This is a genomic window from Acinetobacter sp. UNC436CL71CviS28 (assembly GCF_000620525.1).
Lineage (GTDB): Bacteria > Pseudomonadota > Gammaproteobacteria > Pseudomonadales > Moraxellaceae > Acinetobacter > Acinetobacter radioresistens.
Map to the genome: position 1 here is coordinate 1 of NZ_JIBB01000040.1, position 20,436 is coordinate 20,436.

General features: G+C 40.0%; 23 protein-coding genes and 2 pseudogenes. 16 read left to right on the forward strand and 9 right to left on the reverse strand.

The window, feature by feature from the left end:
- The 5 genes and pseudogenes from N518_RS0112640 to N518_RS0112665 form a co-directional block, all read left to right on the forward strand.
- Positions 1 to 302 (forward strand): IS5/IS1182 family transposase (locus N518_RS0112640; RefSeq protein ID WP_026444355.1); only part of this gene is annotated, 302 nt, incomplete at its 5' end.
- A 52-nt stretch (positions 303 to 354) separates the two neighbouring features.
- Positions 355 to 693: pseudogene (locus tag N518_RS0112645) on the forward strand (hypothetical protein); the annotation flags it as partial.
- A 223-nt stretch (positions 694 to 916) separates the two neighbouring features.
- A complete protein-coding gene (locus tag N518_RS0112650; RefSeq protein WP_026444357.1) occupies positions 917 to 1,624 on the forward strand; it encodes a hypothetical protein in 708 nt (235 codons plus the stop codon).
- A gap of 113 nt (positions 1,625 to 1,737) precedes the next feature.
- A pseudogene (locus tag N518_RS17395) lies at positions 1,738 to 2,411 on the forward strand (hypothetical protein).
- A gap of 264 nt (positions 2,412 to 2,675) precedes the next feature.
- Positions 2,676 to 3,290: a hypothetical protein gene (locus N518_RS0112665; RefSeq protein WP_005017302.1), complete on the forward strand. Its 615-nt coding sequence runs from the start codon at positions 2,676 to 2,678 to the stop codon at positions 3,288 to 3,290.
- Between the two features lie 170 nt (positions 3,291 to 3,460).
- On the opposite strand, the gene N518_RS0112670 is transcribed toward N518_RS0112665, so the two are convergent.
- From N518_RS0112670 to N518_RS0112685, 4 genes are read right to left on the reverse strand one after another with little or no spacing between them, the layout of a single operon-like run.
- On the reverse strand, positions 3,461 to 4,381 hold the full coding sequence (locus N518_RS0112670; protein WP_005023675.1) for a Dyp-type peroxidase: 921 nt from the start codon (positions 4,379 to 4,381) through the stop codon (positions 3,461 to 3,463).
- Between the two features lie 36 nt (positions 4,382 to 4,417).
- Positions 4,418 to 5,221, reverse strand: coding sequence for a zinc ABC transporter permease subunit ZnuB (gene znuB / locus N518_RS0112675; RefSeq protein WP_005017298.1), 804 nt, complete (start codon positions 5,219 to 5,221; stop codon positions 4,418 to 4,420).
- A 3-nt stretch (positions 5,222 to 5,224) separates the two neighbouring features.
- Positions 5,225 to 6,019 carry a zinc ABC transporter ATP-binding protein ZnuC gene (gene znuC / locus N518_RS0112680; protein ID WP_005023674.1) on the reverse strand — a complete coding sequence of 265 codons (795 nt, stop codon included), beginning with the start codon at positions 6,017 to 6,019 and terminating at the stop codon, positions 5,225 to 5,227.
- The gene (locus tag N518_RS0112685; protein WP_005017294.1) at positions 5,992 to 6,489 is read right to left on the reverse strand and encodes a transcriptional repressor; all 498 of its coding nucleotides are present in this window, start codon (positions 6,487 to 6,489) and stop codon (positions 5,992 to 5,994) included. The genes znuC and N518_RS0112685 overlap by 28 nt, the downstream gene beginning before the upstream one ends.
- Positions 6,490 to 6,610: 121 nt before the next feature.
- Between N518_RS0112685 and N518_RS0112690 the strand changes: the two genes are divergently transcribed.
- The 11 genes from N518_RS0112690 to N518_RS0112740 all read left to right on the forward strand — a co-directional run bounded on the left by N518_RS0112690 (position 6,611) and on the right by N518_RS0112740 (position 16,819).
- A complete protein-coding gene (locus N518_RS0112690; RefSeq protein ID WP_005023673.1) occupies positions 6,611 to 7,447 on the forward strand; it encodes a metal ABC transporter solute-binding protein, Zn/Mn family in 837 nt (278 codons plus the stop codon).
- Between the two features lie 173 nt (positions 7,448 to 7,620).
- Entirely contained in the window at positions 7,621 to 8,019 is a 399-nt protein-coding gene (locus N518_RS0112695) for an ATP synthase subunit I (protein ID WP_005017290.1), read from the forward strand.
- A 104-nt stretch (positions 8,020 to 8,123) separates the two neighbouring features.
- A complete protein-coding gene (atpB, locus tag N518_RS0112700; protein WP_005017287.1) occupies positions 8,124 to 8,999 on the forward strand; it encodes a F0F1 ATP synthase subunit A in 876 nt (291 codons plus the stop codon).
- A gap of 84 nt (positions 9,000 to 9,083) precedes the next feature.
- Positions 9,084 to 9,329 carry a F0F1 ATP synthase subunit C gene (atpE, locus tag N518_RS0112705; RefSeq protein ID WP_000424060.1) on the forward strand — a complete coding sequence of 82 codons (246 nt, stop codon included), beginning with the start codon at positions 9,084 to 9,086 and terminating at the stop codon, positions 9,327 to 9,329.
- Between the two features lie 42 nt (positions 9,330 to 9,371).
- Positions 9,372 to 9,842 carry a F0F1 ATP synthase subunit B gene (locus N518_RS0112710; protein WP_005017284.1) on the forward strand — a complete coding sequence of 157 codons (471 nt, stop codon included), beginning with the start codon at positions 9,372 to 9,374 and terminating at the stop codon, positions 9,840 to 9,842.
- 11 nt (positions 9,843 to 9,853) lie between these two features.
- The gene (locus tag N518_RS0112715) at positions 9,854 to 10,390 is read left to right on the forward strand and encodes a F0F1 ATP synthase subunit delta (protein WP_005017282.1); all 537 of its coding nucleotides are present in this window, start codon (positions 9,854 to 9,856) and stop codon (positions 10,388 to 10,390) included.
- 45 nt (positions 10,391 to 10,435) lie between these two features.
- Positions 10,436 to 11,980, forward strand: coding sequence for a F0F1 ATP synthase subunit alpha (gene atpA, locus N518_RS0112720; protein ID WP_005023672.1), 1,545 nt, complete (start codon positions 10,436 to 10,438; stop codon positions 11,978 to 11,980).
- Positions 11,981 to 12,052: 72 nt separating this feature from the next.
- A complete protein-coding gene (atpG, locus tag N518_RS0112725) occupies positions 12,053 to 12,922 on the forward strand; it encodes a F0F1 ATP synthase subunit gamma (protein ID WP_005017279.1) in 870 nt (289 codons plus the stop codon).
- A 29-nt stretch (positions 12,923 to 12,951) separates the two neighbouring features.
- The gene (gene atpD / locus N518_RS0112730; RefSeq protein WP_005017275.1) at positions 12,952 to 14,346 is read left to right on the forward strand and encodes a F0F1 ATP synthase subunit beta; all 1,395 of its coding nucleotides are present in this window, start codon (positions 12,952 to 12,954) and stop codon (positions 14,344 to 14,346) included.
- A gap of 27 nt (positions 14,347 to 14,373) precedes the next feature.
- Positions 14,374 to 14,793, forward strand: a complete 420-nt coding sequence (locus tag N518_RS0112735; RefSeq protein ID WP_005023671.1) for a F0F1 ATP synthase subunit epsilon — start codon at positions 14,374 to 14,376, stop codon at positions 14,791 to 14,793.
- A gap of 649 nt (positions 14,794 to 15,442) precedes the next feature.
- Positions 15,443 to 16,819: an NAD-dependent succinate-semialdehyde dehydrogenase gene (locus N518_RS0112740; protein ID WP_005023670.1), complete on the forward strand. Its 1,377-nt coding sequence runs from the start codon at positions 15,443 to 15,445 to the stop codon at positions 16,817 to 16,819.
- Between the two features lie 46 nt (positions 16,820 to 16,865).
- Here the strand turns inward: N518_RS0112740 and N518_RS0112745 are convergent, their stop codons facing one another.
- From N518_RS0112745 to N518_RS0112765, 5 genes are all read right to left on the reverse strand, one after another.
- A complete protein-coding gene (locus N518_RS0112745) occupies positions 16,866 to 17,453 on the reverse strand; it encodes a hypothetical protein (RefSeq protein ID WP_005023668.1) in 588 nt (195 codons plus the stop codon).
- Positions 17,454 to 17,604: 151 nt separating this feature from the next.
- The gene (locus tag N518_RS0112750) at positions 17,605 to 17,946 is read right to left on the reverse strand and encodes an RcnB family protein (RefSeq protein ID WP_005023667.1); all 342 of its coding nucleotides are present in this window, start codon (positions 17,944 to 17,946) and stop codon (positions 17,605 to 17,607) included.
- 194 nt (positions 17,947 to 18,140) lie between these two features.
- Positions 18,141 to 18,683, reverse strand: coding sequence for a glutathione peroxidase (locus N518_RS0112755; protein ID WP_005023666.1), 543 nt, complete (start codon positions 18,681 to 18,683; stop codon positions 18,141 to 18,143).
- Between the two features lie 126 nt (positions 18,684 to 18,809).
- Complete coding sequence (locus tag N518_RS0112760; protein WP_026444358.1) at positions 18,810 to 19,442, reverse strand: hypothetical protein; 633 nt, start codon at positions 19,440 to 19,442, stop codon at positions 18,810 to 18,812.
- Between the two features lie 214 nt (positions 19,443 to 19,656).
- A complete protein-coding gene (locus N518_RS0112765) occupies positions 19,657 to 20,412 on the reverse strand; it encodes an AraC family transcriptional regulator (protein WP_005023664.1) in 756 nt (251 codons plus the stop codon).
- Positions 20,413 to 20,436: the final 24 nt, after the last annotated feature.

Below are 20,436 nucleotides of genomic sequence, written 5' to 3' on the forward strand. Positions count from 1 at the left end.
AAGCGCATGCGGTGATTCCACCTAGAAAAAATGCGAAACCATGGAAAGATACAAAGAGTAGCTCGCTAGAGCGAAATGAATTACTTCGAGCAATTAAACGTTTAGGCAGGACACTATGGAAAAAATGGTCAGGCTATCATCGGCGAAGTTTGGTTGAAACTAAGATGCATTGCATCAAATTATTAGGAGATAAACTCAGTGCAAGGAGTTTTGATAGCCAAGTGAATGAGATCCATGCACGTGTAGCAGTCCTCAACAGATTTACGGAATTAGGTCGACCACTTACCCAAGTTACGCCTTAAATTTGGTTCAATTAGGGGCGCTTTGCATTTCAAATCTTTGTGCAACAAAGCCTTTGAAAAGAAAAAATTTATGTGTAATGGAGTGAAGTGTAAAGAAAATACACTCACAAATGATAGGTTAAAAGAAATATCAAATAATGATAAAAATAGTGAACTTCGATTTCTTGTAAATGAAAGAGGATTTGATACAACCTATATTAATGCTTCTGCTGGTAGTAAGATTTTATATGTTTTAAAATATAGTGAGGGTGATAGTGAGCAAGAAAATATATATTTATCCTATTTTTTAGATGGTCTATTTAAAACTAAGGCATTAGGTGAAGTTAAATCATTTAAAATAGATAGTAGTCAGAATGTATATTTTAATGGTAATAAATTAATCTTAAATTAATTTTTTAATAAAACAGGATATCTTTAGTTGATATCTTGTTTTTAAATATAAAGTTTTTCTTATAATATTATTTTATATAGAATAATTAATTAGTTGTATTGTTAAATATAAAAATATTTAATATATAACTAAAAAATATTGCTAAGCTTAACAGTGGTATCATTAGTGGCTTCATTTCTGGCGATGAGCCTGGAGAAGGTGCGATGCATATAGAGATAACCTAATGAAAAATACTTTATTATTAATACTAGTTTTGTTAGTTTCTGGATGTTTCAATACAGCTAATACAGCTAATACAGCTAATACAGCTAATACAGCTAATACAGCTAATACAGCTAATACAGCTAATACAGCTAATACAGCTAATACAGCTAATACAGCTAATACAGCTAATACAGTTTATTATTCATATAAGAAATGCACTTTAAAAAATGTTTGTAGTGAATTTAATTACATAAAATATCAAAATAGTTATGCATTGTTTGCTTATAAGCCTCCTGTAGATGAATTTTATATAAAAATAAAAGATAATAAAAATTACATTATCTATAAAAATATATTTTCAGAAGGTGTTGAAATGGGATGGGCACAAATGAAAATAGTTGCAAATAATGAAAATAATCTTATTATAGAAACTAATAATATATTTCAAACTTTAGGAAACTATAATATTATAGGCAATGGTGATAACTCTAATTATGTTCCCTCGAAAAACTATAGAAGAGATATGTATAAAATTAATGACTTCTATGATGGCTATTCTTTTAGACAATATCAAAAATTAACTTTCATAAAGAAAAATAAGCAGCTTTTACTTGATTGTAAAAACTATATGCAAGACCTAGATCCGAAGAATAATTATTCAGGTATGTTCTATAGTGTTTGTTCTGATAAGGAAAAAATTTATTTTAAAGAAATTCCAGAATTATAAATAACATGAATATTTTTATAATTATGTAAATTTAGGTGGTATTTTTAATTTCAGGATATAGATTTAATATAATAATAAAGATATATATCATTAATCATGCAAAGGTAGTAAAAGTGATTTATAAAATATTAATAGGTATGTGCTTATTGGCCTAAGTGCTTGTGATACTAAATATTTGAGTGATACTACTCATACTAAACCTATTAAACCGCGAAAAATAGAAGAGAAGTCACAAGAAAGTCTACCTACAGTAGAGAAATTGAAGATTAGTAAGGATATTAAGGAAAAACTAGATAATAAAATTTATTTATTATTAGATCCTGGTGAAGGAGGTATTATAAGTGAAAAACCTCTTAATAAAGATATTGTAATTATTTATAAAGATAATGAAAAAATTAAATATGATGTCGTGGCACCAGTATTGAAAAATGATGATTCTGATTGTGTTTCAAAATTAACTATTGTTACAGATGAGCCTAACTATTTTTATAATATTAATAAAAGAAGTAAGGATTTAGTTTGAGGCTATGGCTTTGAATTAAATAAGGATTAGATTCTATATAAAAATAATAAAGTTAGAAGGATTGATATGATAGGGAATGGAATCCCTAACATTATAACTGAATATTTTACAAAAGAAGGTTCACATTTTAATATTTGGGGAGGGCTTAATAATGAAGAAAAGCTATTACATCGTTATACTTATCTAGATATGGATTTACAAGCATCATGTACTAAAAATAAAGAAATATATAGTAAGGGTTTGTTGGATGTAAGGAATAAGTAGAGAGAAAATTAATAATATTTATGATAGATAAAAATTTTACTTAAAGATATAGATACTTTAATACTAAAAGTGCTTATATTAAAATAAATTAATATTATATTTCTACTAGTCGAATTTTAATGTAAAAAGTATTAATTATAGAAACTTTTAAAGCTATCTATTTTTTATATTTTTGATTCTCATAAAATTTAAAATGAAGAATTTTTTAGACTTTAATTAAAGTAATGTATTGTTTAAAAAAATATATATAGAGATTATGCAATAATGATTAGAGTCTTTTTTTTATTTTTAATTAGTTTAATGTATGCAGTTACAACTGAGGCAGGTCAGCCTAAGTCAAGTAATACAAAACTTTATTTTTCATATCAAATCTGTAAAAATTCAGGGAAGTGTAAGCATCTTATACCCACAAAAAAAGTGAATAATTATCTTTTTAAAAGACTTGATCCTGCACGTGATGAGTTTTATATAAAAGATAATAATGGTAATTTTACCTTATATTATAAAAATATTTATAGTGAAGATGTCCAAGTTGGATGGGCAGAAGCTAAAGTAGATAAAAATAATAATAATGAGTTGAGTTTAAATATTGATAAAATTAACTTGGCCTTGGGTGGGATTGATTTTATAAAGAATGGATATGCAACTAAACAGGCTGAATCAAAGAATTTTAAGTTAGGAATCTATTATTTAGCTGATAATTATACAGGTGCTCCATATTATCAAAAGCAAAAAATAGTATTTAAGAAAAATGCTGGAGATTTGATTTTAGAATGCAATAGCTATTTAAATAATCCTTCTGTAAAAGATGAATCTTATGGAGTTTTTTATGGAGTATGTTCCGAAGGAGAAAAAGTTTACTTTAAGCAGGTAAACTGATTTAATTATCCTTTTTTATATAAATATAAGGCTAATAGCTTTTATATTTTTTAAGTTAAGTTATTAACCAAAACTTTAGATTTAAGACTAATAATTTTTAATTTAATTTTATTAAAATGTAAGAAAGCTCTAAAATACTCTAGAGCTTTAAAAATATACCCTTCAGTTTTTTAACTCTCTAATATCACTTCAAGTAATTCTGCGCTAGGCGCAAAGTAATATGCCCCATCAAGTGGAGTAACAAAATGTAATAAACGGTCATGAATACCATCACCACTGGTTCCAAACATACGGTTCAGCATGAGATCGATAATGTTAAGGTCTTTAGTATAAGCAATAAAGAAAAGACCCTGATCACCTTTCCCATCACCATATGGGAGACTATGACGAAGAATCTCCATTTCCTCACCATTTTCATCTTCTACCACGGTACGTGCTATATGCGCATTCTCAGGTTTTACCTCATTATCCAGTTCAATAGACTCAAGTTTGGTACGGCCCATGATCTGCTCTTGAGTATCTACTTTTAAACGTTTCCATTTTTCCAGGTCATGTGCATAACGCTGGGCGAAAATAAACGATCCATCTGCAAAGACACCACTGTCTTCAGGCAGAAGCGCAACCTCTGCACGGTCATCATTAAATTGTGGGTTTTCAGTACCGTCAATAAAGCCGGTAATATCACGCCCATCAAAGTAGCGAAAACATACCCGCTCATCCAGCACCTCAACCTTATCTTTGATTCCCTCAAAAAATGCCTGGCTCAAGGCAAAACAGATGTCAGCACGTGCGCTGGCAATATGAATGAATACATCGGCAGGTACCACCGGCATCTGAAAAGTACCCTGCTGAGGAGCAAGCTGTTTAAAACCAGAAGGCATTTCTTTATAAAGCTGGAGCCATATTTCTGGACCGAAAGCAACGGCCGCTTTAATCTGTGCAGCAGGGTGCTGGGTAATCAAGCGGTCTCGTGTACTATGCAGTAGCGCGATGTGCTTTTTAAGCTCAGCCACTGACAAATCTTTTAAACGTAAACTGATAAAACGTGCATGGTCAGAAGGTAAGGGAAGGATTACCGATTGAGCAGTCATTAAAAACCCCACAAAATTTTATACAGGCTTTAAGCCTTATGAAATACTTGTTCTGATCTTCTGTACAGTAAAAATCAGGATAAATAAAATTGCCATAGTAAGTACAATACTTAAGCCGGTCGAAATGTCTAGACCAGCACTTGACCATAGTCCTACCGTTATTCCAATCTGTGCCATCACAAATGCCCAGATCACCATCTGTCTGGGTGAATGTGCAAGCAGACGTGCCGTCAGCGCAGGTATGACTAGTAATGCTCCCATCAGTAAAGAACCTACGGCACGCAATGCCAGAACTGTAAACAGCGCCAGCAGTAACATGAAAATCAGGCGCTGCCATTGGTTATGGATGCCTTCGCTGGCTGCAATATCCGGATCAATTGCAGTACGGATCTGGGCTTGCCATGATTTATAAAGCACGGCGAGTGCCAGCAGAATAACCGCAGCAAATGTAGGTAAGTCATTCCAGCTGATTGTAAGCAGGTCACCGAACAGATAACTGAGCAGTTCAGGCCTTAAACTGGGCAAGTGCTGGATAAACAACAGGCCAGAACAGAGCAGGGTCGCTGAACACAGTGCCAGTAAAGCATCACTCGGCAAGCGCGGATCATGCAATACCCATAACACTGCCACCAGTAATAAGGCCAGTAAAGTAACACCCATCCATAGTGGTAAGCTAAGTGCACCTGCAACGGCAACGCCAAGTAAAGTGCCATGCGCCATGGTGTCGGCAAAAAATGACATCCGTCGCCACAGCATCAGACAGCCAAGTGGAGCGGTCAGAAAGACCAGCAGGGTACCCATAATCCAGGCAGGAAGCAGAAGTTGTAGCCATTCCATCATTACTTAAACTTCCGGTTCAGGGTGGATATGTGGGCGGGCATTATGCTGACAGGGTTCAGCATGGTCACCATGCGCACAGTGGTCATGATGATGCTGATAAAATACACGTTGGGTTCCAAAGATTGCCTGATATTCAGGATGTTGCTGGACATTCTCTGGCAGGCCGCTACAACAGATATGCTTGTTGAGGCAAACCACACGATGCGTGCCTTGCATGACCCACTGCAAATCATGAGAAACCATTAATACTGCACAGCCATAACGTTCCGGCAGGCTCCGTACATAGGCATACAGTTCGGCCTCAGACTGAATGTCAAGCCCTTGCATGGGTTCATCCAGAACCAGGATATCTGGCTGGCGCAGTAATGCACGTGCCAGTAATACCCGTTGCCGTTCACCTCCGGAAAGTTGTTGCACTTTAGATAACTCTAACTTGCTGATACCCGTATCTCGGATGATTTCTGATTTGATCTGCTGGGAGCAGTTTTCTAAAGCCAGCAAGTCTTTGACGCGCAATGGCAAGCTATGTGATGGGTTAAATTTTTGTGGCACATACGACATCTTTAGCGTTTTAGCCGTGCGGACATGACCAGTACTCGGCTGCATAATGCCTAGCAATATCTTAATCAGGGTAGACTTGCCAGCACCGTTTGGACCGATCAGGGTCACAATCTCCCGTTCATGGAGCGTAAAATTAATCTGCTTAAGAATATCCAGCTCATCAAGCCTTACACTGATATCTTCAAGAGAAACCAGGGGCAGGGGAGAGCTTAGGCCGTGGTGTTGCACTGCTGACATAATCCTGAAATCTCGATAATACTGTGATGCGCATTAAAATGATCAGAAGCTGCCAGCTGCTCCAGCTGCTGCATCAAGCCTTGTGCTGATGCCTCTTTAACAATGTGACAGCGCGTACAGATCAGAAAAGCCGCCTGATGGCCTTCTCTTGGATGACAACAGGGAATATAGGCATTAATTGAAGTCAAACGGTGAATAAGGCCTTTTTCCAGCAGAAACTCTAGCGTACGGTAAACAGTAGGTGGAGCAGCCGGCCGGTCAGTATTACTTTTCATTTTAGCCAGCAGGTCATAGGCCCCCATCGGGCTGGAAGCTTTCAGAATCAGTTCCAGCACCTGTTTACGTAAAGGAGTAAGACGTGCACCCGAGGCAATACATAAGCTTTCTGCTTCAGCAAGACGTGCTTCAACGTTATGATGGTCATGTACGCCGTGCAATGTGTCATGATGTCCATGTGAACATGAGCTCATGCTAAAACCTCGAAAATAATTTATTAAATATTAACATGAAGCCTAAGCATGTTTCGAACAGGCATAGGTATTTTTGTAGAATTGTTATATTATAACATTAAAGGGTCTTGGTTTCTTCTTCATGTTACGTTTTATTCTTGTTGCTCTGGCACTATGCAGTTGTACCTTAAGCTGGTCAAATGACCTGGTTGCATCTACACAACCTATTTACCTGATCAGTAAAGCAGTTACCCAAGGAATCGAGCAACCCAAGCTGCTATTAGCCAATCAGAGCGGGCATGATATTACTCTAAAGCCGGCTCACCGTAAGACCATTCAGGATGCTTCTCTGGTGATCTGGCTTGGGAAAGCTCATGAAGCTCCTTTAGACAAGGTATTGAGCAGCCAGCCTAAAGCAATCTCTATCCTGGATTCAGGATTGGTAAAGCTGCTGCCACTTCGAAATACCCGTGGTAAAGCATTACCAAATACTGTCGATACCCATATCTGGCTTGATCCGAATAATGCGGTACGTATCGGCTTTTTTATAGCGGCCTTACGTTCACAGCAGTATCCAGCACATCGGCAGGCTTACTGGAATAATGCACGGGCATTCGCAGCACGTATGCTCAAAGTGACGCAACAATATAACCAGACTGGTCAGTCACGCCCATACTGGTCTTATCATGATGCTTACCAATATTTGGAAAGACCTCTTAATCTGCGCTTTGCTGGTGCCTTAACTGATGATCCACATATTGCTCCAACTATGAGTCAGATTCGTTACCTGAACCAGCAGCGGCCAAGTCAAAAAATGTGTTTGCTGGCAGAAGGCCATGCCAGCCAGGCCCAGTATCGTAGCCTGAATCCGATCATATTCCAGAAGGTCGACGAAAGTATGAGTAATGAGCAGGATTTTATTGTAGCGTGGAAAGATCTGGCTGATCAGGCCCATCGCTGTGTAGTAAATGCACGATAAACAGATAAAAAATGAACACCCTGAAAATCTCTCAAGAACCGGCTGAGGATTGAAAAAAACCATAGTTCAATCGGGAAAAGATTGCATGTTCAGGGGTGTAACTCTATAATGCCTGCGATTAAAAACGATCATCAGCTAAACTTGTCAAGCATTTATGCTGTAAGTGGGTAAAAATGAGCCGAACTAGTCGCTTGATTGACCGACGGTTAGCGAAAGCTTTGGTCTACCTGCAAGCATTTATGATACCTGTGTCTGCTTTGATAGCATGGCTTGTAAGTGATACAACCGCAGCATTAAGTGCCGCACTTGGTGCATTGGTGTGCTGGCTTGCAAGCAGTTATTTCTCATGGCAGTCATTTAGAACTGCCGGGGCAAGAGCTTCAAAGCAGGTTCTATTGAATATGTACCGGGGCATGCTCGGCAAGTTTGCAATCATGATTGTTGGCTTTATTTTAATTTTAAGCAATGTACAACCACTGTCACCGGTGGCATTGTTTTGTGGATTTATACTCGTTCAGAGCATGTCTTGGGTTGCCCCGTTTTGGGTATCTCGACTACAAAAACGAGTTTAAGCGCAGCAGAAATTGAAAAGTTTTTTTGGAGATGTGTGAGATATCAGGCAGCACGCGATATTCACCAGCTCTATTTATTATTTGACATTGACCAGGTGTGATTTATGGCTGCTGAAGAACATGCCCTTACTTCGACAGAGTATATTAAGCATCACTTGACCAATATGACCTATGGCAAAATGCCGGACGGTACTTGGAAATTGGCCGAGACTGCTGAAGAAGCTCAACAGATGGGGTTCACTGCAATTCACTTGGATTCAATGGGTTGGTCAATTGGCCTTGGTGTGATTTTCTGTTTGTTATTCTGGCTGGTTGCTAAAGCAGCCAATTCTGGTGTTCCTACCAAATTCCAGTCTGCAATCGAAATGATCATTGAGTTCGTTGACTCAAGTGTTCGTGATACTTTCCATGGCAAATCTCGCTTGATTGCGCCATTGGCACTGACCATCTTCGTGTGGATTTTCCTCATGAACCTGATGGACCTGATTCCTGTTGACTGGGTTCCTTACCTGGCTCAGCAGATTGGTGCAAGTGTATTTGGTATGGATCCTCACCACGTTTACTTCAAGATTGTTCCATCTACTGACCCGAACATTACCTTAGGTATGTCCCTGTCAGTATTTGTCCTGATCTTGTTTTACAGCATCCGTGAAAAGGGTGTTGGTGGCTTTGTTGGCGAGTTGGCACTTAACCCATTCAACCCAAGTAACCCAGTTGCAAAAGCGTTACTTATTCCGGTGAACTTAATTCTGGAACTGGTAACTTTCCTTGCACGTCCAATTTCATTGGCACTTCGACTGTTCGGTAACATGTATGCGGGTGAGTTGATCTTCATCTTGATCGCGCTTTTACCGTTCTGGATCCAATGGGCGTTATCTGTGCCTTGGGCTATCTTCCACATTCTTGTTATTACGTTGCAGGCGTTCATTTTCATGATGCTGACCATCGTATACTTGAGCATGGCAAGCGAAAAACATTAATGGTATTGCCTGACTGTTATCAGACGGTTAGGCACAATTTTTTAATTTAATTTGGTATAAAACCTAACCTCTGAGGAATTTTTCATGGAACTCACTTTAGGTCTAGTTGCAATTGCATCTGCTATCTTGATCGCTTTCGGTGCTTTAGGTACTGCGATTGGTTTTGGTCTTCTGGGCGGTCGCTTCCTTGAAGCTGTTGCACGTCAACCAGAATTGGCTCCACAACTTCAAACTCGTATGTTCCTAATCGCGGGTCTTCTTGATGCTGTGCCTATGATCGGCGTTGGTATTGGTTTGTTCTTCATCTTCGCAAATCCATTTGTAGGTTAATCAGCTTAATTCCCAAAACTCCACTATTTGAGGAATTGCTAAATGAATATCAACCTCACATTGATTGGCCAAGCGATTGCATTTGCGGTTTTTGTCGCATTCTGCATGAAGTTTGTCTGGCCACCACTAATCAATGCGATTAGTGAGCGTCAGCGTCGTATCGCTGATGGCTTAAATGCTGCTGAAAAAGCGAAAGCTGATCTTGCCGATGCACAGGCGCAAGTAAAGCAAGAGCTTGACGTGGCTAAAGCACAAGCGGCTCAATTGATCGAACAAGCGAACCGTCGTGCAGCACAGCTGATCGAAGAAGCGCGTACTCAAGCTGCGGCTGAAGGTGAGCGTATTCGTCAACAGGCAAAAGAAGCTGTTGATCAGGAGATCAATTCTGCTCGCGAAGAATTACGTCAACAAGTTGCTGCCTTGGCAGTATCTGGTGCAGAAAAAATCCTGAACCAGCAAGTTGATGCGCAAGCTCACAATGCCATGCTGACCCAGCTGGCTGCTAAACTTTAAGCGAGGCGATTATGGCTGAACTCTTGACGTTGGCACGCCCGTACGCCAAAGCAGCATTTGCTTACGCTTCTGAGCAAGGTGCAACTGACAATTGGTCGAATGCGTTACAAGTGCTCAGTGCTGCGGTGCAAGACGAAGCATTTTCCGCTTATTTAAATCGTCCTGAGCTTACACCTGTACAACAGGTGGAACTTTTTGCAAAGGTTTTAGGTGAACAACAAAGTCAGGCAGTGTCAAACTTTCTGATTTTGCTGGCAGACAATGACCGTTTGGCATTGCTTCCTGAAATTGCTGCAGAGTATGAAGAGCTTAAGTCACAGAATAATAATACAGTCGATGTCGTTATCGAATCGGCTTTTCCCTTGAATGCAGAACAGGAACAGCTGCTGGCAGATGCGTTACAAAAACGTTTTAATGCCGCTGTAAATGTTAGTGTTGAAGTGAATCCGGCGTTAATCGCGGGTGTTGTAATTCGTGCGGGCGATCAAGTGATAGATGATTCTGCGCTGAACAAGCTTGAAAAAATGCGGACTCGTCTTCTTGCATAACGCAAAACAGAAGACTGAACTTATAAAAGATTGAGGTATAGCGCAATGCAACAACTGAATCCATCCGAGATCAGTGCGCTCATTAAACAGCGTATCGGCGATCTGGACACCAGCGCGACCGCTAAAAACGAAGGTACCATTGTTATGGTATCCGACGGTATTGTGCGCATTCACGGTCTTGCTGATGCAATGTACGGTGAAATGATCGAATTCGACGGCGGCTTATTTGGTATGGCACTGAACCTAGAACAGGATTCAGTGGGCGCCGTTGTTTTAGGTAGCTACCTAAACCTTCAAGAAGGTCAAAAAGCTCGTTGTACAGGCCGTGTATTAGAAGTTCCGGTTGGTCCTGAACTTTTAGGTCGTGTCGTAGATGCTTTGGGTAACCCGATTGATGGTAAAGGCCCTATTGATGCAAAAATGACTGATGCTGTTGAAAAAGTAGCACCAGGTGTAATTTGGCGTCAATCAGTAGATCAGCCTGTCCAAACTGGTTATAAATCAGTAGACACCATGATCCCTGTAGGTCGTGGTCAGCGTGAGCTGATCATTGGTGACCGTCAGACTGGTAAAACAGCAATGGCGATCGATGCCATCATCGCTCAGAAAAACTCTGGCATTAAGTGTGTATATGTGGCAATTGGTCAGAAACAATCGACCATCGCTAACGTTGTGCGCAAGCTGGAAGAAAGTGGTGCGATGGCATATACCACTGTTGTCGCAGCGGCGGCCGCTGATCCTGCAGCAATGCAGTATTTAGCTCCGTACTCAGGCTGTACAATGGGTGAATACTTCCGTGATCGTGGTGAAGACGCGTTAATCATTTATGATGATTTGTCTAAGCAAGCTGTTGCTTACCGTCAAATTTCATTACTTTTACGTCGTCCACCAGGTCGTGAAGCGTATCCAGGTGACGTATTCTATCTTCACTCGCGTCTTCTTGAACGTGCTTCGCGCGTTTCAGCTGATTATGTTGAGAAATTCACGAATGGTGCAGTAACTGGTCAAACTGGTTCTTTAACTGCATTACCGATCATTGAAACTCAAGCTGGTGACGTATCTGCATTCGTACCAACGAACGTAATTTCGATTACTGACGGTCAGATCTTCTTAGAAACATCATTATTCAACGCAGGTATTCGTCCTGCTGTGAACGCGGGTATCTCTGTATCTCGTGTTGGTGGTTCTGCGCAAACTAAGATCATCAAAAAATTGTCTGGTGGTATCCGTACCGCTCTAGCGCAATACCGTGAATTGGCAGCATTTGCCCAGTTTGCATCTGATCTTGATGAAGCAACTCGTAAGCAGCTTGAACATGGTCAACGTGTAACTGAACTGATGAAGCAGAAACAATATGCTCCATATTCAATTGCTGACCAAGCTGTATCTATCTATGCTTCAAACGAAGGCTACATGGCTGATGTTGAAGTGAAGAAAATTGTAGACTTTGATGCTGCACTCATTGCGTACTTCCGCTCTGAACATGCTGCACTCATGAAACAAATCGATGAAACTGGTGATTACAACAAAGACATCGAAGCTGCAATTAAAGCAGGTATTGAGAGCTTCAAAGCGACTCAAACTTACTAATTGATTAGTTAAGTTTGTTTCACGGATCAACCTTCGGAGGCTCCTTGAGCTTCCGAATATTAGGTTAAGCGTATGGCAAATTTAAAAGAAATTCGCGCCAAGGTCGCAAGTATCAAGTCCACGCAGAAGATTACGCGTGCGATGCAGATGGTTGCTGCTTCAAAAATGCGTCGTGCGCAAGAGCGCATGGCTCAGGGCCGTCCGTATGCCGAAAATATGCACCGTGTAATTGCTCACCTGGTACAAGCAAACCCTGAATACAAACACCGTTATATGGTTGAGCGCCCGGTTAAGCGCGTTGGCTATATCATCGTGTCTTCAGATCGTGGTCTTGCGGGTGGCTTGAACATTAACCTGTTCAAGAAAGTTGTTCAGCATGTTCAGCAACAACGTGAGCAGTCAATTGAAGTTGAATTTGCTTTAATTGGTCAAAAAGCGGTTTCGTTTTTTAAAAACTACGGCGGTAAAGTGCTCGGCGCTACTACACAAGTAGGGGACGCTCCAAGTCTGGAACAGTTAACCGGTTCTGTACAAGTCATGCTCGATGCATTTGATAGAGGCGAACTTGATCGCATTTATCTGGTATCTAATGCATTTATTAATGCCATGACACAGAAACCAACGGTAAGCCAGCTTGTTCCTCTTGCTCCGGCTAACGAAGGCGACAGCCTCAACCGTACTTATGGTTGGGACTATATCTATGAACCGGAAGCTGAAGAGCTGCTAAACGGTTTATTGGTTCGCTATATCGAGTCTATGGTTTATCAGGGCGTGATTGAAAATATCGCGTGTGAGCAGTCTGCTCGTATGGTTGCAATGAAAGCTGCAACTGACAATGCAGGCCAGCTGATTAAAGACCTACAGCTCATTTATAACAAGCTGCGTCAAGCCGCGATTACTCAGGAAATTTCCGAGATCGTTGGCGGTGCCGCTGCCGTTTAACATTATTAGTTTGAATTGAGGAGACAGCAATGAGTAGCGGTCGTATCATTCAGATCATCGGCGCGGTTATCGACGTCGAGTTTGAACGCAATAGCGTTCCTAAGATCTATGACGCTCTCCAAGTTGACGGTACTGAAACTACTTTAGAAGTTCAGCAACAACTTGGTGATGGTGTTGTGCGTACCATCGCAATGGGTTCTACAGAAGGTCTTAAACGTGGTCTGCCTGTAACTAACTCTGGTGCACCGATTTCTGTTCCTGTGGGTACTGCCTGTCTGGGCCGTATCATGGACGTTTTGGGTCGCCCGATTGATGAGGCAGGTCCTGTAGCGACTGAAGAGCGTTTGCCGATTCACCGTCAAGCACCTTCTTATGCTGAACAAGCGGCTTCTACAGATCTTCTGGAAACTGGTATTAAAGTCATTGACTTGCTTTGCCCGTTTGCAAAAGGTGGTAAAGTTGGCCTGTTCGGTGGTGCCGGTGTTGGTAAAACCGTAAACATGATGGAATTGATCAACAACATCGCAAAAGCTCACTCAGGTTTATCTGTGTTTGCTGGTGTTGGTGAGCGTACTCGTGAAGGTAACGACTTCTATCACGAAATGAAAGATTCTAACGTTCTAGACAAAGTAGCAATGGTCTACGGTCAGATGAACGAGCCACCAGGTAACCGTTTGCGTGTAGCGCTAACTGGTCTGACTATGGCTGAATATTTCCGTGACGAGAAAGACGAAAACGGTAAAGGCCGTGACGTACTGTTGTTTGTAGACAACATCTATCGTTACACATTGGCGGGTACTGAAGTGTCTGCACTTCTAGGCCGTATGCCATCTGCAGTAGGTTACCAGCCTACTCTTGCAGAAGAGATGGGTGTTCTTCAAGAACGTATTACATCGACCAAGAATGGTTCTATTACCTCAATCCAAGCGGTATACGTACCTGCCGATGACTTGACAGATCCATCACCTGCAACTACGTTTGCTCACTTGGACGCAACTGTAGTATTGAGCCGTGACATCGCATCTTCTGGTATTTATCCAGCGATCGATCCACTTGACTCGACTTCACGTCAGCTAGACCCGCTGGTTGTTGGTCAAGAGCATTATGAAATTGCACGTTCTGTACAGAATGTATTGCAGCGTTATAAAGAGCTTAAAGACATTATCGCAATCTTGGGTATGGACGAACTGGCTGAAGAAGATAAACTGGTAGTTTACCGTGCGCGTAAAATCCAGCGTTTCTTCTCTCAACCGTTCCACGTAGCTGAAGTATTTACTGGCGCGCCTGGTAAATTAGTACCGCTTAAAGAAACAATTCGTGGCTTTAAAGGTCTTCTAGCTGGTGAATACGATCACATCCCAGAACAAGCGTTCTATATGGTTGGTGGTATTGACGAAGTTATTGCTAAAGCCGAGAAACTTTAATTAGCTACTCTAATTTAGGAGATTCTCATGGCGACTATGCAATGTGATGTCGTAAGTGTAAATGAGTCAATTTACTCAGGCACTGTGACTATGCTAATTGCAAAAGGGGCTGGTGGCGAACTGGGTATTATGCCTGGTCACGCGCCGCTGGTAACTTTGCTCCTGCCAGGACCGATTCGTGTCCTGCTGGAAAATGGTACGGAAGAGATCGTCTACGTATCTGGCGGTGTTTTAGAAGTTCAGCCACATGTGGTAACGGTTCTTGCTGACTCAGCAATCCGTGCCGATAATCTGGATGAAGCAGCAATTATGGAAGCGCGTCGTAACGCTGAACAGTTGCTGGCTAACCAGAAGAGTGATCTGGACTCTGCTGCTGCTCTGGCTGCTCTGGCAGAAACTGCTGCTCAGCTGGAAACGATCCGTAAAATCAAAAATCGTGCAATGTAATTGTCGGTTTGAGATTAAAGAAACCACCCGAAAGGGTGGTTTTTTTATGATAAGAATCTTTTTAATGAAAATATTTTTATTAGATACCCAGTTTCACAGTAAAGTTACTAAAATTCATTTCTAAGCAGAGTTATTGAAAGCAAATGATTTAAGACAAAATTAAAATACTTTATAGGGGGTAGGCATTTTATATAATACTTGAGTCTCTTAAGGATGGTATAAAATTTTAATTCAATTTATTCTATTAATCGTATCTTATTAATAACCTGAGTTTAAAATTTTTTCATATTAACTTAATAATAGATAATATTTTTTCTTTATTTTAGATGTTTCATTAAATTTTTATTTAAAGAGCTGATCCAGAGTTTTGTATTAATTAAAGGCTAGCTTCAGTTATTCAATCTCTTATTCATAATATCTAGGTTGAATCTATTTTGTACCACTCGATATAACTTTTACCCGCACTCCGTAATGTTTTGAACCATTCTGTAAGCAAAAATAAAGTAGTAAAAAAATAATGCTAGTTTAATTCCATGCCTCTTGGGTTTTTAGCTTGTAAAGCCTTTAGATGTTTTTTCTCTCCCATGACATTACACATATTCTTATTTATTCCAGCAGAAACTAAATTGCTTACACAGGGAACTTTACTATGAGTTATCAATCAGTTAACCCCTTTAATAATCAAAAATTGAAAGACTATCCTTCACATAGCGATCAAGACATTCAAAATGCCTTGGATACAGCAGAAAAAATCCTGAAGTCAGAATGGTCACAACAGGTCGATACCCGTATTGATGTACTGCGCAAGCTGGCTAGCAGTATGCGTGAACGAAAATCAGAACTGGCTAAACTCATGACGCTGGATATGGGTAAACTGATTAAGCAAGGCGAAGGTGAAATTGAAAGCTGCGCCCGCATTGCTGAATATTATGCAAACCATACCAAAGAATTCTTAGCCCCGGTGTCATATGAAACAGAACTGGGCGAAGCATGGGTCGAACATCATCCACTGGGTATCATTATGGCAGTTGAACCCTGGAATTTTCCGTTTTATCAACTGATGCGTGTGTTTGCACCAAACTGTGCAATTGGTAATCCGGTTTTGGCGAAGCATGCCAGTATTGTTCCACAGTGTGCCGAAGCATTCGAACAGTTAATCATAGATGCGGGTGCACCTAGGGGAGTATGGACAAATCTATTTATTAATAGTGATCAGGTAGCGGATATTATTGCGGACCCGCGTGTACAGGGTGTAGCATTAACCGGCTCAGAAGGGGCAGGGCGTGCAGTAGCCGGACAGGCTGGAAAACATGTCACCAAATCCACCTTGGAACTGGGCGGTAATGATGTCTTTATTGTTCTGGATGATGCTGATCTGGAAAAAGCAATTAAGATTGGCTGTCAGGCACGTATCAATAATGCCGGTCAGGTCTGTACCGCAGCTAAACGATTTATTCTACATGAGAACATTGCCGAAGAATTTAAAGCCGGTATGGTTAAAGTCTTTAAAGACTTGAAAGTTGGTGATCCACTTGACCCTGAAACACAACTTGGACCTTTATCTTCATCAGATGCGTTAGAAAAACTGACTGAACAAGTTGAAAATGCTGTGAAAAATGGGGCAACACTAGTCACTGGCGGTAAGCCGGTTGACCATGATGGCAACTTCTATGAACCAACCATTTTAGAAAATATTAGCCGTGATAATCCAGCTTGGTATGAAGAGTTTTTTGGTCCGGTAGCACAGCTTTATGTTGCCAAGAGTGAAGATGAAATTGTAGCCATTGCCAATGATTCACATTATGGTCTGGGTGGTGTAATTCATTCTCAAAATATTGAACGGGCAAAAAAATTAGCTTCCCGAGTCGAAACTGGCATGATTTGGATTAACTGGTATACCGATACTGCACCAGAGTTACCATTTGGCGGAATAAAGAATTCTGGCTATGGTCATGAGCTTTCCATTGATGGTTTTAAAGAATTCGCACAAAAGAAATTAGTCGTTGTCAAAAGCCCGAAAAAATAAGTTAATTTAAAATAAAAAGCCCTAACTATAGGGCTTTTTTATGATTCTAAGTTTCTTCCTGTTCAGATGTTGCTTGAGTATCTTTATCTGAACTCTGCATCAACATATCTGCCAGCTTAAGCATTTCTGTCTGAATAGTATTCATTTGGACCTGAACCTTATTAAAATCCACCTGATTAAAATCAATTTCACCGTTGAGTAAAGGAGAAGCAAGAGCCTGCTGGTTTGCCTCTAAGATATTATTACGGATTGAATCAATTTCCTGACTTTTCAGATTTAAAGAAGACAATGTCTGGCTAAATCCACGAAGTTGTTCTTGTAAAATAGTGGCGGTTGTCTGAAGCTGATGCGGATCTTTCTTTTCAATGGCCTGCTGTAAGTCAGTCTGAGCCTGCTGTAACTTTACTACATAGCCTTGGGTTTTATATTGCATATCTGCCACATCACGGGCCATATAGAATATATTTCCGTTTGCGAGTTCGGAAGATGGGGCAGGTTTTGTTGCAGGAGCCTGGCTGTGTTCACTATACACTGCTTCAGATTCATCCTGCTGCATCTGGTCACAACCTAGTAACAGCAGACCTGAAGTAAAAATAATAAAAGGAAGTAAAGCCCCTTGCAGTAACTTTTTCATGTTCCATGGTATTTCCATTAAATATTGTTTTTTAATATATGGATAAAATGTGGAGATAAAACTTATTGTTGCAAAGCGATAACACTTTTATTAACCCTCAAAGTTAAAAAGATGCCGAAGCACCTTTTTTATAGAACCTATTAAATAAAGCTTAATGATGAACTACTTTAATAACCTGATGTGAACGGGTATTAATCAGCACATAATCTCCATTAACTTTAACCCATTGCTGGTTTCTTGTGGGCTTGGATAAGTTTTTATAACGTTTATGGTCAACCTGGTTCGCATGAGAGTAATATTGTGCAGGAACTTTATCACCTGTTTTCCAGTTTACATGGGATGAAGCATGCCGGTTTACTTTAGCTTGATGCTGATAATGAGGCTGGTTCTGATCTTGATGAGTATGATGGGCACGTTCAGGGGCAGCCATAGCCACTGTGGCATTTAGGCCGGTAACTAGAGCAAATAGGGTGGTCTTAATATAGTGTTTCACGTGGAACCCCGGTTTCAATAAATGTTTAGATAGTTATATTAAAAGCTTTGAATTCCGAGCGAAGATGAAGAATGAATAGTAGATTTATTAAAACTATGGATAAATATAAAACGTAATATTTACTGAAGAACTCTGTCTTGAGCAGTGACCTTTTCTAAAAAGAGGGAGGCGCTGCTCTCCCTCATTTTCTCTAATTATCGTTTTAGTTCCGTCTCAATGGCATCAATTAGGCGCGGGTCATCTGCAGTGATATCTGGTGCGAAACGAGCTATGACTTCTCCATTTTTATTAATTAGAAATTTTTCGAAATTCCAAAGTACTTCCGGTTTAGGATTTGGAGTCAGGCCATAATCTACCAGATCTTTCCACCAAGGACCTTCACCAATCCGTTCTGGCTGTGCCGTAGTCAGCGTCTGGTAAAGCGGATGTTTATCTGGGCCGGCTACTGAAATTTTGGCAAACATTGGAAAAGAAACATCATAAGTGAGTGAGCAAAACTGCTGAATTTCTTCGTTAGAACCCGGCTCCTGTTCTAAAAAATTATTAGCTGGAAAACCCAGCACTTCGAATCCCTGATCTTTTTTCTCACGGTAGAGCTTTTCAAGTCCTTCATATTGCGGAGTCAGACCACATTTTGAAGCAGTATTGACAATGATTAAGACTTTACCGGCAAATTGATCAAGTGTAATTTCTTCACCTTGTATGGTTTTAATAGAAATATTAGAAATAGAAGTCATATAGGCATCCCTAAATAAAATAAATTAAAGTTTTAACCTATTCTTTTTAGCCGCAAATTTATCTGGCAGCAAGCTGTTTTATTAATTGTTAAACAGGGCAAGCTATTTTAGCCTGCCCTTAAATTATTATTGAGCTGATTGAGCTGATTGAGCTGATTGAGCTGATTGAGCTGATTGAGCTGATTGAGCTGATTGAGTTGATTGAGCTGATTGAGGATCTACTTTTGCCTGAAGTTTCTGTACATCATGCATAATCTCTTTTTGTACATCCATCACCTGCTGTTGTAGCTCTTTAATCTTGGCTTCATCTGGTTTAGCTTCAGTACTTAACTTGGTTAATTCCAGTCCAAGTTCATTTGAATGAATAAACTTATTGCGCAGTTCATGAACTTCCTGACTTTTTAGTGACAGCTTTTTAAGCTCACCATTAAATTCAGTCATGAAACCCTGCATTTTCTTCATTATATCCATAACCTGCTCACGGTTATTAGCTTGAACTGCCTTCATCATCTGATCTTGGTAATCTATAGCAGCCTCTGCTTTGGAATTTGCCAATGCTTGTAATCTGTTCAGGTCATTACGGATATCTTCATGATTATCTTTTGTCATGCTGCCTGTAATTGCAGGAGCAGTAGTATTGGCTGTATTAGTTGCGGTAGTTGTCTGCGTGTTTTCTGAAGCAGCTGGTTCAGTTTGTTTATTACAGCCAGCAAAAGCTAAACATGCCATACAGGCAGTAGTAAGAAGTAATTTTTTCATTAAAATAGATATCCTGTTTAGAAAATAATATTAAATTTTGAATCATCAACTTTCTTATTAAAAAAGAAGTGTTGTATTAAAAACTAATCACTTATTTAAACATGCTTTTATTATAAGAAAGACCAAGTTTACTTTTTATACTTAAAAAATATACGTTAAGTTAAAAGATCTTAAAATAGCTTAGATTATAAAATATTATTCCTACAGTTATTAATCAGGACCTCAGCTGTAAGGGGGTATGTTGCGTGTAGCGTTTAAAAAAGGCAATAAAGCTGGAACTATGTTGGTAGCCGAGCTCATAGGCAAGACGCTTGATAGAAGCACCTTGGCGAATCTGGCTGATTGCATAAATAATTTTGGCGCGGTTACGCCACTCAGAAATTGACAGGCCAAGTTCCTGCTGGCTTAAACGTAAAATCTGTCGTTCACTCAAGCTGAATCTTTTAAGCAAGGTTTGTAAGCTATACTGAAAAAGTTTCGGATCTGCCAGTTGCTGGAGTACAGGAAGCAGTACTGTATGATGACTTTGAGGCAAATAGTCATCATAAATCTTGGCCTGTAGCAACTGGTCAAACAGTACCTGTATAAGATGAGAATAAACCGGACCAGGGGCGCCGGAAGACTGTTCTAGAATTTCTCTAACCAGAGCTAAAAGAAAAGGACGAATACTTAAAGTTTTAACCTCTCGGGGTAACTGGTCACACAAACTTGGATGCACCCGTATACAAATAAAATGGGTTACGTTGTGGTCCAGTGCAATAGAACAATGTTCAGTCTGGGGAGGAAGCCATAAAGCATAATTAGGCGGCGCTAAAAAAGTCTGTTTCCCGGTCTGGATTTCCAAAATACCATCTAGGCTAAAATTAAAATCTCCCCAGAGTGAAGAGTGAGAAGCCACAATTTCATTTTTCTCATAAAAAAACTGATCAATCTCGATTAACTCATCCAGAGCAGAATACTGTCGTTTCATTTTTTGAATATCGAGCCAAGATGT

What these genes read in the sequence shown, in the direction of transcription:
- atpA (WP_005023672.1), top strand. Translation starts at nt 10,436, where the DNA reads ATGCAACAACTGAATCCATCCGAGATCAGTGCGCTCATTAAACAGCGT.
- N518_RS0112715 (WP_005017282.1), top strand. Translation starts at nt 9,854, where the DNA reads ATGGCTGAACTCTTGACGTTGGCACGCCCGTACGCCAAAGCAGCATTT.
- atpB (WP_005017287.1), top strand. Translation starts at nt 8,124, where the DNA reads ATGGCTGCTGAAGAACATGCCCTTACTTCGACAGAGTATATTAAGCAT.
- N518_RS0112740 (WP_005023670.1), top strand. Translation starts at nt 15,443, where the DNA reads ATGAGTTATCAATCAGTTAACCCCTTTAATAATCAAAAATTGAAAGAC.
- N518_RS0112690 (WP_005023673.1), top strand. Translation starts at nt 6,611, where the DNA reads ATGTTACGTTTTATTCTTGTTGCTCTGGCACTATGCAGTTGTACCTTA.
- atpE (WP_000424060.1), top strand. Translation starts at nt 9,084, where the DNA reads ATGGAACTCACTTTAGGTCTAGTTGCAATTGCATCTGCTATCTTGATC.
- N518_RS0112665 (WP_005017302.1), top strand. Translation starts at nt 2,676, where the DNA reads ATGATTAGAGTCTTTTTTTTATTTTTAATTAGTTTAATGTATGCAGTT.
- N518_RS0112765 (WP_005023664.1), bottom strand. Translation starts at nt 20,412, where the DNA reads ATGAAACGACAGTATTCTGCTCTGGATGAGTTAATCGAGATTGATCAG.
- atpD (WP_005017275.1), top strand. Translation starts at nt 12,952, where the DNA reads ATGAGTAGCGGTCGTATCATTCAGATCATCGGCGCGGTTATCGACGTC.
- N518_RS0112710 (WP_005017284.1), top strand. Translation starts at nt 9,372, where the DNA reads ATGAATATCAACCTCACATTGATTGGCCAAGCGATTGCATTTGCGGTT.
- N518_RS0112650 (WP_026444357.1), top strand. Translation starts at nt 917, where the DNA reads ATGAAAAATACTTTATTATTAATACTAGTTTTGTTAGTTTCTGGATGT.
- N518_RS0112760 (WP_026444358.1), bottom strand. Translation starts at nt 19,442, where the DNA reads ATGAAAAAATTACTTCTTACTACTGCCTGTATGGCATGTTTAGCTTTT.
- N518_RS0112735 (WP_005023671.1), top strand. Translation starts at nt 14,374, where the DNA reads ATGGCGACTATGCAATGTGATGTCGTAAGTGTAAATGAGTCAATTTAC.
- N518_RS0112755 (WP_005023666.1), bottom strand. Translation starts at nt 18,683, where the DNA reads ATGACTTCTATTTCTAATATTTCTATTAAAACCATACAAGGTGAAGAA.
- znuB (WP_005017298.1), bottom strand. Translation starts at nt 5,221, where the DNA reads ATGATGGAATGGCTACAACTTCTGCTTCCTGCCTGGATTATGGGTACC.
- N518_RS0112670 (WP_005023675.1), bottom strand. Translation starts at nt 4,381, where the DNA reads ATGACTGCTCAATCGGTAATCCTTCCCTTACCTTCTGACCATGCACGT.
- N518_RS0112695 (WP_005017290.1), top strand. Translation starts at nt 7,621, where the DNA reads ATGAGCCGAACTAGTCGCTTGATTGACCGACGGTTAGCGAAAGCTTTG.
- N518_RS0112745 (WP_005023668.1), bottom strand. Translation starts at nt 17,453, where the DNA reads ATGAAAAAGTTACTGCAAGGGGCTTTACTTCCTTTTATTATTTTTACT.
- atpG (WP_005017279.1), top strand. Translation starts at nt 12,053, where the DNA reads ATGGCAAATTTAAAAGAAATTCGCGCCAAGGTCGCAAGTATCAAGTCC.
- znuC (WP_005023674.1), bottom strand. Translation starts at nt 6,019, where the DNA reads ATGTCAGCAGTGCAACACCACGGCCTAAGCTCTCCCCTGCCCCTGGTT.
- N518_RS0112685 (WP_005017294.1), bottom strand. Translation starts at nt 6,489, where the DNA reads ATGAGCTCATGTTCACATGGACATCATGACACATTGCACGGCGTACAT.